The 12,210-nt window shown below is 75.1% G+C and carries 15 protein-coding genes; 9 read left to right on the forward strand and 6 right to left on the reverse strand.

Features of this window, described 5'->3' with window-relative positions; genetic code table 11:
* Positions 1-13 precede the first annotated feature (13 nt).
* The 4 genes from CKY47_RS13235 to CKY47_RS13250 all read left to right on the forward strand — a co-directional run bounded on the left by CKY47_RS13235 (position 14) and on the right by CKY47_RS13250 (position 4,750).
* The gene (locus CKY47_RS13235) at positions 14-3,139 is read left to right on the forward strand and encodes a S8 family serine peptidase (protein WP_306746053.1); all 3,126 of its coding nucleotides are present in this window, start codon (positions 14-16) and stop codon (positions 3,137-3,139) included.
* A gap of 79 nt (positions 3,140-3,218) precedes the next feature.
* Entirely contained in the window at positions 3,219-3,650 is a 432-nt protein-coding gene (locus tag CKY47_RS13240; RefSeq protein WP_306746054.1) for an SRPBCC domain-containing protein, read from the forward strand.
* Positions 3,640-4,008, forward strand: coding sequence for an ArsR/SmtB family transcription factor (locus CKY47_RS13245; RefSeq protein ID WP_306746055.1), 369 nt, complete (start codon positions 3,640-3,642; stop codon positions 4,006-4,008). Before CKY47_RS13240 ends, CKY47_RS13245 begins: the two co-directional genes overlap by 11 nt.
* Positions 4,009-4,054: 46 nt before the next feature.
* Positions 4,055-4,750, forward strand: a complete 696-nt coding sequence (locus CKY47_RS13250; RefSeq protein WP_306746056.1) for a DUF899 domain-containing protein — start codon at positions 4,055-4,057, stop codon at positions 4,748-4,750.
* Between the two features lie 7 nt (positions 4,751-4,757).
* On the opposite strand, the gene CKY47_RS13255 is transcribed toward CKY47_RS13250, so the two are convergent.
* The 4 genes from CKY47_RS13255 to CKY47_RS13270 form a co-directional block, all read right to left on the reverse strand.
* Entirely contained in the window at positions 4,758-5,171 is a 414-nt protein-coding gene (locus tag CKY47_RS13255; RefSeq protein WP_306746057.1) for a roadblock/LC7 domain-containing protein, read from the reverse strand.
* Positions 5,168-5,536, reverse strand: a complete 369-nt coding sequence (locus tag CKY47_RS13260) for a hypothetical protein (RefSeq protein ID WP_306746439.1) — start codon at positions 5,534-5,536, stop codon at positions 5,168-5,170. The genes CKY47_RS13255 and CKY47_RS13260 overlap by 4 nt, the downstream gene beginning before the upstream one ends.
* Positions 5,537-5,685: 149 nt before the next feature.
* Positions 5,686-6,165 carry a hypothetical protein gene (locus CKY47_RS13265; RefSeq protein ID WP_306746058.1) on the reverse strand — a complete coding sequence of 160 codons (480 nt, stop codon included), beginning with the start codon at positions 6,163-6,165 and terminating at the stop codon, positions 5,686-5,688.
* Positions 6,162-6,689 (reverse strand): RNA polymerase sigma factor, encoded by a 528-nt coding sequence (locus CKY47_RS13270; protein WP_306746059.1) that lies wholly within the window; start codon positions 6,687-6,689, stop codon positions 6,162-6,164. The genes CKY47_RS13265 and CKY47_RS13270 overlap by 4 nt, the downstream gene beginning before the upstream one ends.
* Positions 6,690-6,892: 203 nt before the next feature.
* On the opposite strand from CKY47_RS13270, the gene CKY47_RS13275 reads away from it, so the two are divergent.
* Together CKY47_RS13275 and CKY47_RS13280 are read left to right on the forward strand one after the other, a co-directional pair.
* A complete protein-coding gene (locus CKY47_RS13275) occupies positions 6,893-7,354 on the forward strand; it encodes an ATP-binding protein (protein WP_306746060.1) in 462 nt (153 codons plus the stop codon).
* Positions 7,355-7,394: 40 nt separating this feature from the next.
* On the forward strand, positions 7,395-7,781 hold the full coding sequence (locus CKY47_RS13280) for an STAS domain-containing protein (protein ID WP_306746061.1): 387 nt from the start codon (positions 7,395-7,397) through the stop codon (positions 7,779-7,781).
* Positions 7,782-7,824: 43 nt separating this feature from the next.
* Here the strand turns inward: CKY47_RS13280 and CKY47_RS13285 are convergent, their stop codons facing one another.
* The gene (locus CKY47_RS13285; protein WP_306746062.1) at positions 7,825-8,772 is read right to left on the reverse strand and encodes an EamA family transporter; all 948 of its coding nucleotides are present in this window, start codon (positions 8,770-8,772) and stop codon (positions 7,825-7,827) included.
* 39 nt (positions 8,773-8,811) lie between these two features.
* Between CKY47_RS13285 and CKY47_RS13290 the strand changes: the two genes are divergently transcribed.
* Positions 8,812-9,342: a CGNR zinc finger domain-containing protein gene (locus CKY47_RS13290; protein WP_306746063.1), complete on the forward strand. Its 531-nt coding sequence runs from the start codon at positions 8,812-8,814 to the stop codon at positions 9,340-9,342.
* A 10-nt stretch (positions 9,343-9,352) separates the two neighbouring features.
* Here the strand turns inward: CKY47_RS13290 and pdxR are convergent, their stop codons facing one another.
* Positions 9,353-10,855, reverse strand: coding sequence for a MocR-like pyridoxine biosynthesis transcription factor PdxR (gene pdxR / locus CKY47_RS13295; protein WP_306746064.1), 1,503 nt, complete (start codon positions 10,853-10,855; stop codon positions 9,353-9,355).
* A 28-nt stretch (positions 10,856-10,883) separates the two neighbouring features.
* On the opposite strand from pdxR, the gene CKY47_RS13300 reads away from it, so the two are divergent.
* Both CKY47_RS13300 and CKY47_RS13305 read left to right on the forward strand, forming a co-directional pair.
* Positions 10,884-11,792, forward strand: coding sequence for a DMT family transporter (locus tag CKY47_RS13300; RefSeq protein WP_306746065.1), 909 nt, complete (start codon positions 10,884-10,886; stop codon positions 11,790-11,792).
* Between the two features lie 170 nt (positions 11,793-11,962).
* Positions 11,963-12,145, forward strand: a complete 183-nt coding sequence (locus CKY47_RS13305; RefSeq protein WP_306746066.1) for a hypothetical protein — start codon at positions 11,963-11,965, stop codon at positions 12,143-12,145.
* Positions 12,146-12,210: the final 65 nt, after the last annotated feature.

Consider the following 12,210-nt stretch of genomic DNA (forward strand, 5'->3'; position numbering starts at 1 on the left):
CTGGAGGAAGACCGTGCGTGCCCCCACCCTCGCCCTGGTCCCGCTGCTGGTGGCGGGCGCCCTCACCGCGCCCGTGCCGGCGCACGCCGTCCCGGGTGCCCGCGGCGAACCGGACGGGCCCACCGTCACGCTGGTGACCGGCGACCGGCTCACCCTCCTGCCGGGACCGCGCGGTCTCGCGGTGCGGGTGAGACCGGCGCCCGGCCGCGAGCACGTCGGGTTCCTGCGCGACGGCGACCGGGTCGTGCCCGCCGACGCCCTGCCGCTGCTGGACGCCGGCCGGCTGGACCCCCGCCTGTTCGAGGTGGCGGGGCTGCCGCGCGACCGGCCCACGCCGCTGATCGTGACCGACGCGGGCGGCGACGTGCCCGCGACCCGGGCGCGTGCCCTGCCGAGCGTGCGCGGCGCGGCGGTGGAGCCCGCCGACGGGTTCTGGGCCTGGTTCACCCGCTCGAACGCCTCGGTGTGGCTCGACGGGGTGTCGAAGCCGACGCTGGCCGCGAGCGTGCCGCGGATCGGCGCGCCCACCGCGTGGGACAGCGGTCTCACCGGGGCGGGCGTGACCGTCGGCGTCCTGGACACCGGGGTCGACGCGAGCCACCCGGACCTGGCGGGCCGGGTGGTCGAGCAGGCCGACTTCACCGGCACCGGCACCGCCGACGAGGTCGGCCACGGCACGCACGTCGCCGGGATCGTCGCGGGCAGCGGCGCGGCGTCCGGCGGCCTGCACCGGGGCGTGGCACCGGACGCGCACCTGGTCAGCGGCAAGGTGTGCACCGCGTTCGGCTGCCCGGACTCGGCGGTCATCGCGGGCATGGAGTGGATCGCGCCCCGCGCGCCGGTGGTGAACATGAGCCTCGGCGGCGCGTACAGCGACGGCACGGACCCGGTGTCCCGCGCGCTGGACGACCTCACCGCCCGGCACGGCACCCTGTTCGTGGTCGCCGCGGGCAACGACCGCGCGCTCGACCAGCCCGACCCGCTCGCCTCGGTCACCTCCCCCGCCGCGGCCGACGCCGCGCTCGCCGTGGGCAGCGTGGCGAAGGACGACACCACCAGCCCGTTCTCACCGCGCCTGCCCCGCCTGCGCGACCACGCCGTGAAACCGGACATCGCCGCGCCCGGCGGCGACGTGGTGTCCGCGCGCGTCCCCGGCACGCCCGCCGGCGACACCGCGCCCGTGGACGGGCACTACGCGGCGCTGTCCGGCACGTCGATGGCCGCGCCGCACGTCGCCGGGGCCGCCGCGCTGCTGCGCCAGCGGCACGGCGGCTGGGCGGCGGACCGGCTCAAGCCGCACCTGGTCAGCACGGCGCACCCGACGGCCGACGTGTTCGAGCAGGGCGCGGGCCGGGTGGACGTCGCCCGCGCGGTCAGCCAGGACGTGAGCGCCTCGGGCGGTGTCGGCTTCGGGTTCCTGCCCTGGCCGCACGCCGACCGCCCGGACCGGACGGTGACCTACCGCAACGACGGCCCGGCGCCCGTGACGCTCTCGCTCAGCACCGACTCGCCGCTGTTCACGCCATCCGCGCCGCACGTGGTCGTGCCCGCGCGCGGCACCGCCTCGGTGGTCGTGCACGCGGACCCGGCGGGCGCGTCGGGGCGGCAGGGCGCGCGGTTGACCGGCACCGCGGCCGGCGTGGTGGTGCGCACGGCGCTCACGGCGGTGCTGGAGCCGGAGAGCCACGACGTGCGCGTGACGTTGCGCGGGCGCACGGGCACGACGGCGTCGTCCGTGGTGAAGGCGGTGGACACGGCGACCGGCGCGGCGTTCGGCGTGCGGCTGGTGGGCGGCACGGGCGTCGTCCGGCTGCCCAGGGGGCGCTACGACGTCAACGCCGTCGAGCTGTCCGACCGCGACGACGTGACCGTGCTGTCGTCGCCCGGCGTGACCGTGGACCGGGCGACGTCGGTGGTGCTCGACGCGACCGGCGGCACCCCGCTCACCACGACCGTGGACCGGGCCGGGGTCGAGTTCCGGACGGGCGAGCTGCTGCTGGTCTCCGGGACGGCCGAGCGCACCTCCGCGCTCGGCTGGTTCGCGCGGCCGGGCCAGCGCGTGCACCTGGTCGCCACCCCCGGCACGGTCACCGACCACGTGTTCTCGTTCTCCTACCGGGTGCTGCTGACCACCCCGGACACCGCCTACCACCTGGCGTTCCTGTCGCGCGGGGCCATCCCGGCGGGCCGGTTCACCGCGCGCGACCGCGACCTGGCCCGGGTGGACGCCCGCTACTACGCGCAGGGCGCGCCCACCGGGGGACAGCGGTCGGACTACGCGATGATCGACGCCCCCGGCGCGAACAGCGGCATCTTCGAGGCGTCGCCGCACGCGATCCCGAGCCGCCGCACGGAGTTCTACACCGCGTCGGACGAGGTGACGTGGCAGCACCTGACCGCGGTGTACCCGCCGGGCGCGGAGGACGTGGAGAACACCGTCTCCTACCGGTCCTACCGGCCCGGCCGGTACACCGCGCACTGGAACCGCGCCCCGCTCGGGCCGGCGTTCGGCGACGCGCGGCTCGGGTTCGGCGTGCAGCGGGTCGACGGGCGGCTGTCGGTCGCCGTCACCCTGCTGTCCGGCGGCGACCCCGACCAGTTCACGCTGATCTCCTACAACGCGACGGGCACCACCGAGCTGTTCCGCGACGGGGTGTCCCTGGGCGTGAGCGACCTGCCGGGCACCGGCGTGTTCGACGTCCCGGAGGGGCCGGGCGCGTACACGCTGCGGTCCACCGCCGAGCGGGCCGTGCCCTGGTCGGTGATCGGCACCCGGGCGGACGTCACCTGGACGTTCCGCGAGTCGGGCGGGCCGGTGCCGATGATGGTGGTGCGCGCGGCGGGCGACGTGGACGGGCAGGGTCGCGCGCCCGCCGGGCGGGTGTTCCCGCTGCGGTTGGTCACCCAGTACCAACCGGGTGCGCCGGCCGGCCGGGTGGTGTCGCTGACGGTCGAGTCGTCGTCCGACGACGGGGTCACCTGGCGGACCGCGCCGACCGCGTTCGACGCGAGGGGCACGGGCCTGGCGCTGGTGTCCCACCCGGCCGCGCCGGGCTTCACGTCCCTGCGGATCACCGCCCGTGACGCCGCCGGCAACTCGGTGACGCAGACGGTGGTGCGGGCCTACCGGACGGGGTAGGCGCGGGACGGGACGTTGACGCAACCGGATGGTTGCCATATGGTGGCAACCATCCGGTTGCACCCTGTTGGAGGTCGTCATGGCGTTCCCCGATCGCATCGAGCGGTCCATCGAAGTCGCCCACCCACCCGCGAAGGTCTGGGACGCGCTCACCACTGCCGAGGGCCTGGGCAGCTGGTTCGGCGACGACGCGGCGGTCGACCTGCGCCCCGGCGGCGCGGTCCGGTTGGGCTGGACGAACGGGGACAGCGTCGAGCTGCGCGTGGAGCACGTGGAGGAGCCGTCGGTGTTCGCGTTCACCTGGCGCGTCCACGGGCTCCCCGAGGACGACCCGCGCCGCACCTACGTCGAGTTCACGCTCGAACCGGTCGACGACGGCACGCGGGTGACCGTCGTCGAAACCGGTTTCGGCCAACTGCCGGAAGATGCCCATCGCACGGCGCACGACGGCAACACGCAGGGGTGGGAGGAGAAGCTCGGCGAACTGGTCGACCACCTCGATGCCGCCTGACAGCCCCGGCCGCGCCCCCGCCGACCGCGCCCTGGCCGACCGCGAGGCCGTCGCCGAGCAGGTGTTCGTCGCGCTCGCCGACCCCACCCGGCGCGCCCTGCTCGCACGGCTGGCCTCGACCGGCCCCGCGACGGCCACCGAACTGGCCGACCGGCTGCCGATCACCCGGCAGGCGATCGCCAAGCACCTCGCCCTGCTCGCCGAGGCCGGTCTGGTGACGGCCGAACCCGGCGAACGACGGCGGGTGCGCTACCGGCTCCGCTCCGCCCCGATGCGGGTGGCGCAGCAGTTCCTGGCCGCGCTGGCCCGCGACTGGGACGGTCCGCTCGGCGCGTTGAAGGACCACCTCGACCGGTGAGCCCGCCCGGGCCCGCCTCGTTCCGCGCACTCGAAGGGAAGACACCGTGAAGACACCTCCGGTCGTGTCACCGCAGGAGTGGGAGGCCGCCCGCCTCGACCTGCTCGTGCGGGAGAAGGAGCTGACCCGCGCCCGCGACGCGCTCGCCGCGCGGAGGCGGCGGATGCCGTGGCTGGCCGTGCGCGACGACTACCGGTTCGAGGGTCCGCGGGGCGCGGTGAGCCTGCTCGACCTGTTCGAGGGACGCCGTCAGCTCATCGTCTACCGGGCGTTCTTCGAACCCGGCGTGTCCGGCTGGCCCGACCACGCCTGCAAGGGGTGCTCCCTGGTCGCGGACCAGGTCGCCCACCCCGCCCACCTGCACGCCCGCGACACCAGCCTCGCCTTCGCCTCGCGCGCGCCGCAGGCGGACATAGGCCGGCTCAAGGCGCGGATGGGCTGGCGGATGCCCTGGTACACCATCACCGACGGGTTCGACGCCGACTTCGGCGTGGACGAGTGGCACGGCACGAACGCGTTCATCCGCGACGGCGACCGGGTGTTCCGCACCTACTTCGTCGACAACCGCGGCGACGAGGCGATGGGCGGCACCTGGAGCTACCTCGACATCACCGCGCTCGGGCGGCAGGAGGAGTGGGAGGACTCCCCCGAGGGCTACCCGCAGACCCCGCCGTACGCCTGGTGGAACTGGCACGACGAGTACGACGGGACCGCGTCCGAGGGGTGCCGCTGTTCCGGGTGAGCCCCGTTCAGTCGGTCGCCGGGGCCAGCAGCTGGGCCAGCACGCGCTTGACCGCGACCGTGAACCGGCCCATCACGGTGCCCGGCGCGCCGAGCAGTACCAGCAGCAGCGTGCCGCTCAACGGCTGCACGCCCACGCACCCCCGGTCGCCTTCGAGCACGACGCCCTGGAGCCGCCCGAGGTTGGACGCCTGGACGAACCGGTAGCCGATGCCCGCGGACGCGGCGGCCATCGCGGCGGCCTGGGCGGCGGTGTCGTCGGGGTGGGACGTGCCGGGGCCCAGGTCGGCGGCGAGGACGATGCCGTCGCGGCTGGTGACCACCAGGCCGTCCACGCCGTCGACGTCCGCGCGCACCTTGCCGAGCAGCTCCCCCAGGGCCGCGGGGTCCTGGAGCCGGATCTGCACCCGGTCCGCGGTCATACGATCAGCGCCTGCTCGACGCGCCGCAGGTGCAGCCTGGCCAGTGCCAGGTTCGCGCGCGACCGGTCGAGGACCAGGTAGAGGAACATCCGCGCGCCCTTGTCCTCCGCCAGCGGCCGGATGATGTGGTACTGCTTCGACAGGGTGATCAGGATGTCCTCGATCGCGTCGTCGAGCTGGAGCGCCGCGATGGTGCGCAGCTTGGCCCGCACGACCTCGGTGTTGCCCGCGCCCGCCGTTTCGAGGTCCAGCAGCGCGTTGCCGCCCTGCGCGCCCAGCGTCATGCCGCTGTCGTAGTCGACCAGTGACACGCCGACCGCGCCTTCCACGGCCATCGCCTCGCGCAACATCTCGTCGATGTTCACCCGCAGGACCTCCACCTCGAACGATCGATCGACACGCACCGTACCCAGAGATCCCCCACTCGGTCGGACGGGCTGTCGCCCATCCGGCCAAATAGGACGAGAATGTTACGTAGCGAATTGACAGGTTAGGCCATTCGAGTCAGTGACCGTTAGTCCACCTCACCTTCCCGGGGGAGCGATTCCCCACCCAGCCGCGCCTTGCGTTCGAGCAGCGCGGCGCGGGCCCGCCGCGCCGCCACCAGGTTCACCGCGGCCACCGCGCCGAGCACCAGCACCAGCACGACCGGAACGGGGCGCACCTCGTGCCGTGCGAGGGCGATGGCGGACGCGCCGAGCGTGAACACCGCCCACGCGACCACCCCCGCCCAGGCCGTCACCACGCGGTCGCGGGCGAACAGCGGCGTCCGCCGCGTCAGCACCCAGGCCGCGACCCCGGCCCAGCCCGCCCCGATCGCCGCCAGCACCGCGAACGCCGCCGCCGTGCGCGGCGGCAGCCCGGGCTCGGTCGCCCACAGGAGCACCACCAGGCCGGCGCCCACGAGCCCGGCGAGTCCCACCGCCGCGTACCCCAGCCGCCTGCGCAGCGACAGCGGCGCGTCCAGCCGGCGCAGCACCTCCTCCGGCGTCATGCCCCGTACCCCTTCCGCGCCAGTTCCGCCCGCATCAGCCCGCGCGCCCGGCCGAGCCTCGACTTGACCGTGCCGACGGGGACGCCGCACACCTGCGCGCACGCCTCCACCGACAGGTCCTCCAGGTAGAACAGCATCAGCACCTCCCGTTCCCGCACCGGCAGCGCGCCCAGCGCCTCCGCCACCACCTCCCGGTCGAGCACGTCGTCCGCCTCGTCGCGCCCCTCCGGTCCGCGCCCCTCCGGTCCGGGCACCCGCTCGGGCCGCGCGTACTCGTCCCGCAGCCGGTTCACGATCGCGCGGCGCGCGATCGTGAACAGCCACGGCGCGAACCGCTCGGGCCGCCGCAGCCGGGGCAGCCCCCGGAACACCGCGAGCCAGACCTCCTGCACCACGTCGTCGTCCGGTCCGTCGAGCATCCGCCCGACGTACCGCTCCACCACGCCGTGCCAGGTCCGCACCAGCTCGGCGAACGCGCCGCGCTCACCCAGTTGGCACCGGACGACCAGCAACTCGTCGCTCATCCGCACCTCCCTTCGCCCCTTCAGTCGAGGACGGCGCGGTTCCGGTTCACGGCCCCGGACGACGGTCGCGCTGTGACCACGACCACCCGGTTCGCGGTAAGCGTGTTCACCTGTCCTGGTGTAGAGGGGCCGTACGAGGGGAAACCGGGCTGTGCCACGACGTACTCCCCCGAGGCGTTCGACCACCACCACGAGGATGCGGAATGCCGGATCACAGCTCACTCCGGGCGCCTGTCGCCACTCCGACCGCGGGCGGCGACGACGTGGTGGCGCTGGACGCCGCCCCCACGTCCGACAACCTGGCCGCGATGCGCGGCGAGATCGCCCGCGTCCTCGCGGGCTCGGACGAGGAGTTCGTGCAGGACGTGCAACTCGTCGCCACCGAACTGGCCGCCAACGCGTGCGACCACGCCGCCGCGCCGCGCCACCTCCTGCTGCGCCGCGAGCGGGCGGGCGACGGGTCGCTCCTGGTGGTGGAGGTGCGCGACGGCACACCGGACCGGTTGCCGCTGGTCGGCCGGTCCACGCTGGGCGAGCACCGCGGCAACGGGATGCGCATGGTGCTGACGCTCTGCCAGGACTGGGGCGTGCGCCGGATGGCGGAGGCGAAGGTGGTGTGGGCGCGACTGCCCTTTCCCGGCCTGACCCCCGCACTGGTGGGCTGATCCGGGTTTACCGTCACTCGATCGTGGGCATGGATTCCCTGTGACTTCCTCGCAGCTGCCCTCGACGGCGACCACCAGCACGACCCCCGGTGACGCGGCGGTGGTCCGCGTCACCGGTGAGATCGACATGTTCACCAGTGACGACCTCTTCCACCGCTGCGCGACCGCCCTCGACGGCGGCGCGGCGTGCCTCGTCGTGGACTTGGCGGAGGTGACGTTCTTCGCCTCCTCCGGCATCGCCGCGCTCGGCCGGCTCCGCGAGCACAACGCGACACCGCGCAGGCCCGTCCACGTGGTGGCCTCCAGAGCCGTGCGGCGCTCCCTGGAGTTGACCGCGATGGACCGCCTCCTGCCGCTGCACGACACCGTCGACGAGGCCCTCGCCGCGGCCCGCTTCGAAGCCCACCTGGACGGCGCGACCGGCTGACCCCGGTCCGCCGCGGACGTGGCCCGGGCGTCACGAGGCCGGATCACGTCCGCGGTTCGCCCAGCCGCACCACCACGACCCCGAGCAGGGTGAGCGCGCCGCCGACCAGTTGGCCCGGTCGCACCGCCTCCCCCAGCAGCACCCACGCGAAGACCAGCGACATCAGCACCTCGGTGAGCGCCACGAACGACGCCAGGCGCGAGCCGAGTCGGCGGGTCGCCGCGATGCCGGTGACGTAGCCGAGGGCCGCGGTCACCACGCCGAGCCCGAGCACCGGCAGCCACCAGGCCACGGTGACGCCGTCACCGGCGACTCCGGCGAACCGCACCGGTGCGGTCGTCGCCTCGAACGGGACGAGCCCGACCAGGCCGGCCACGACCAGCACCAGGCCGCCGAGCAGCAGTCCGCCGGCCGCCAGGGCGCTGCCGGGCAGCGCGTCGTCCTCCCGCCCCGAGAGCACGAAGTAGACCGCCGCGCCGACCATGGCGCCCAGCGCCCACAGGACGCCGATCACGTCCACCTCCGCGCCGGACAGCAGGTCCAGGACCAGCAACAGGCCGACGACGCCGAGCGCCGCCCCGAGGACGGTGAGGCGGCCGGGCCGCCGGCCGTGCCGCAACCACAGCCAGCCGACCACGGCTATCGGCGCGGTGTACTCCACGAGCAGCGCGACGCCCACCTCCATCCGCGCCACCGCGTTGAAGAAGGACAGCTGGCAGGCCGCCACGGCGACGAGCCCGTAGCCGGCGACCAGCGGTGCGTTGCGGCGCAGCAGGTGCGTTCGCCCGCGCAACCGGACCACGGCCACCGGCAGCAGCACGAGCGCGGCGAGCAGCACCCGCACCGCCACCGCCGCGGCGGACGTCCAGCCGGCGTCCATCAGCCCGCGGCCCAGTGGCCCGGACAGCCCGAAGGACGACGCCGACACCAGGGCGAGCCCCAGTCCGGAAGCGGCCCGACCGGTCTCCTTGTCATGCGTCACCAGGCTCATGACCCATGACGCTATGGACGCCGACGGTAATATGTCAATGTGGTTTTCACCCATGACACGACCGCTGCCCTGCTGGCGGCGGTCGAACTCGTGAACTCGGTCGCCGAGCCGGACTCGATGACCGGGCAGGCGCAGGTGGACGCGTTCTTCGCGAAGCACGGCTACACCGGCGCCCCGGCGCGCGACGACCGCGACCTGGCGGCGGTCCGCGCGCTGCGCGCCCCGCTGCGCCGCATGCTGACCAGCGATCGGGACACCGCGGCGCGACTGGTCAACGACGTGCTCGCGACCCACCGCGCGGTGCCCAGGCTGGTGCGCCACGACGGGTTCGACTACCACCTGCACGTCGTGCACCCGGACACGCCGCTGGCCGACCGGATCGCCGCGGAGACGGCCATGGCGATGGTCGACGTGATCCGGGCGGACGAGATGAGCAGGCTGTCCGTGTGCGCCGACGAGGCGTGCGAGGGCGTCGTGCTCGACCTGTCCCGCAACCGGTCGCGCCGCTACTGCTCCACCGCGTGCGGCAACCGGCTCGCCGTGGCCGCCTACCGGGCGCGGAGGAAGTGACCCCGACCGGTCAGAGCAGGTCGCGCAGCGACTCGCCGAGGACGGCCACGCCCTCGGCGATGTCGCCGGCGGTCGCGGCGGCGTAGCCGAGGACCAGGCCCGGGTCGCCCGGCCGGTGGCGGTGCCAGGACAGCGGGTGCGCCTTCACGCCCCGCGCCAGCGCGGCGGTGACCAGGTCCACGTCGGAGAACGGCGTGCCGAAGGTGACCATCAGGTGCAGGCCGGCCGCGGCGCCGTGCACGCGGGCGCCCGGCAGGTGCCGGCGGACCGCCCCGATCGTCGCGTCGCGGCGCTCGCGGTGGCGGCGGCGGACGAGCCGCAGGTGCCGCTCCAGGTCGCCGTTGCCCATCAGGTCCGCCAGGACCAGCTGCGGCAGCACCGCGTTGCCGAGGTCCGCGTCCCGCTTGGCGGCCACCACCGCGTCCCGGTACCGGGCGGGCGGGAGCAACCAGCCGGTGCGCAGCGCCGGTGCGAGGAGCTTCGACACGCTGCCCGCGTAGGCGACCCCGTCGGCGCGCAGGGAGCGCAGCGCGGGCACCGGCGGCCGGTCGTAGCGGTGCTCGGCGTCGTAGTCGTCCTCGATCACCAGGCCGCCGCCGTCCACCCACCGCATCAGCTCGCGCCGCCGACGCCCGTCGAGGACCACGCCGGTCGGGAACTGGTGCGCGGGTGTGAGGAGCACGGCGGGCGCGCCGGTGGCCACGAGGTCGTCGACGCGGACGCCGTGCGCGTCGACCGGGACCGGTGGGGTGGCCAGGCCCCAGTTGGCCAGCTGCTGCCGCGCGCCGAGCGACCCCGGGTCCTCGACGGCGACGTCGGCGACGCCCTCGTCCCGCAGGACGCGGGCCAGCAGGGCGAACGCCTGCGCGACCCCGGCGACCACGACCACCTCGTCGGGATCGGCGCGGATGCCGCGGTTGCGGGCGAGCCAGGCGGCCACGGCGGCGCGGAACACCGGGGCGCCGCGCGGGTCGCCGTAGCCGAAGTCGGCCGGTGACAGGCCGTCCAGCACGGACCGCTCGGCGCGCAACCACGCGGTGCGCGGGAACGCGGCCAGGTCCGGCACGCCCGGCGACAGGTCGATCCGCGCGGGCAGCGCGCGCAGCGCCTCGAAGTCCACCGCGCCCGCCGGAGGTCCCGGTGGCGGCGCGGATCGTCCCGGCGGCACGGCCGGTCCGGGCGGTGGGACGGCGGGAATCGGCGCGGCGACCACGACCGTCCCGGCGCGACCGCGCCCCACGACCTGCCCGTCCTCGGTCAGCCGCTGGTACGCCTCGGTGACCACGCCGCGCGACACCCGCAGCTCGGCGGCCAGCGCCCTGGTCGGCGGCAGCCTGCCGCCGACCGGCAGCCGACCGTCCAGGACTGCCTGCCGCAGCTGTCGGGTGAGCCAGTCCGCGAGTCCGCCGACCGGCGCGTCGGTGAGGTCCAACTGGAGGAAGTCCGCTCCCGGCGTGGACCGGTCGGCACCGGTTGTGGACCTGTCGGTCGAGCCCTCTTTGGACCTGCTCATCGGACCATTGTGGCGGCAGGGTGACGGCATGCAGGAAGTCACCCCGGTCACCGCACCCGTCCGACCTCCGGTGCGCGGCATCGCCACGGGCATCACCGCGATGGCCCTGGTCGGCGGCAGCGTCGGCGTGTCCGGCGCGCTGGTCGACGCACCGCTGTTCACCGCGCAAGCCGTCCGCTACGCCGCCGCGATCGTCGTCCTCGCGCTCGTGGCCAGGTTGTTGCGCGTGCCGATCGTCCGACCGCGCGGGCGGGAGTGGGGGTGGTTGGCGGGCATCGCGGCCACCGGCCTGGTGTTGTTCAACGTGGCCGTGGTGCGCGGGGTCGCGCACGCCGAGCCGGCGGTCGTCGCGGTCGCGATCGCGTGCGTGCCGGTGGTGATCGGCGTCGTGGGGCCGCTGCTGGAGCGGCGGACGCCGCAGGGGCCGGTGCTGGTCGCGGCGGTCGTGGTCACGGCGGGCGCGGCGCTGGTCGAGGGCGCCGGGCGGGCGGACGCGCAGGGCGTGGCGTGGGCCGCGGTCGCGATGGTGTGCGAGGCGGCGTTCACGCTGCTGGCGATCCCGGTGCTGGCCCGGCACGGCGCGTGGGGCGTGTCGCTGCACTCGGTGTGGCTGGGCGCGGTGATGTTCGGCGTGCTGGGCCTGGTCGCGGAGGGCGCGGGCGCGGTGGCGGAGGTGACGGCGACCCAGTGGGCGGCCGTCGCGTACCTGGCGGTGATGGTGACCGCCGTGGCGTTCGTGCTCTGGTACTCCACGGTCGCCGCCCTCGGCTCGGGCCGGGTCGGCCTGCTCACGGGTGTCGCCCCGGTGGCCGCCGCGCTGGCCGGGATCGCGGTGGGCAGCCGCGCGCCGGGACCGCTGGTGTGGGCGGGGATGGCGGTGGTCGTGCTCGGCCTCGCCCTGGGCCTGCGCCACCGGTCGGGCGACGCGAAGGCGTGACGCGGAGGCCTGTCCGGGGGTGCGACGCGGTCGATCCGGTGGTCGCCCTCGGGCCGGTGTTCGAATCCGGGCTGCGGAAATTCGCCCCATCGTGGTGTTTAAAGCGTTCTCACCCGGATGTGGACGCATGTCCCGCCGCCGGCGCGCGTCGGTCTTCGGACCATGTGCGCATGACCACTCCGATCTTCGACGCGCTGTTCGAGACCCACTTCGGACCGGTGAACCGGCACACCACCGCACGGCGCGGGCGTCCCGACGTCGCCGAGCAGCGCATCCCCGAGCAGCAGCCCACCGCCGGCCTCCTCCAGCAGTGGTGGGACACCGCGGCGCGGCACGGGCTCCACGGGCGCTGAGCGGCGGGTGACGCGGGTCACCCGCGTGGACGATACGGTCCCGTCCGACGTGAGTCGGACGGGAC

The sequence above is a fragment of the Saccharothrix longispora genome (assembly GCF_030852425.1).
Classification (GTDB): domain Bacteria; phylum Actinomycetota; class Actinomycetes; order Mycobacteriales; family Pseudonocardiaceae; genus Actinosynnema; species Actinosynnema longispora.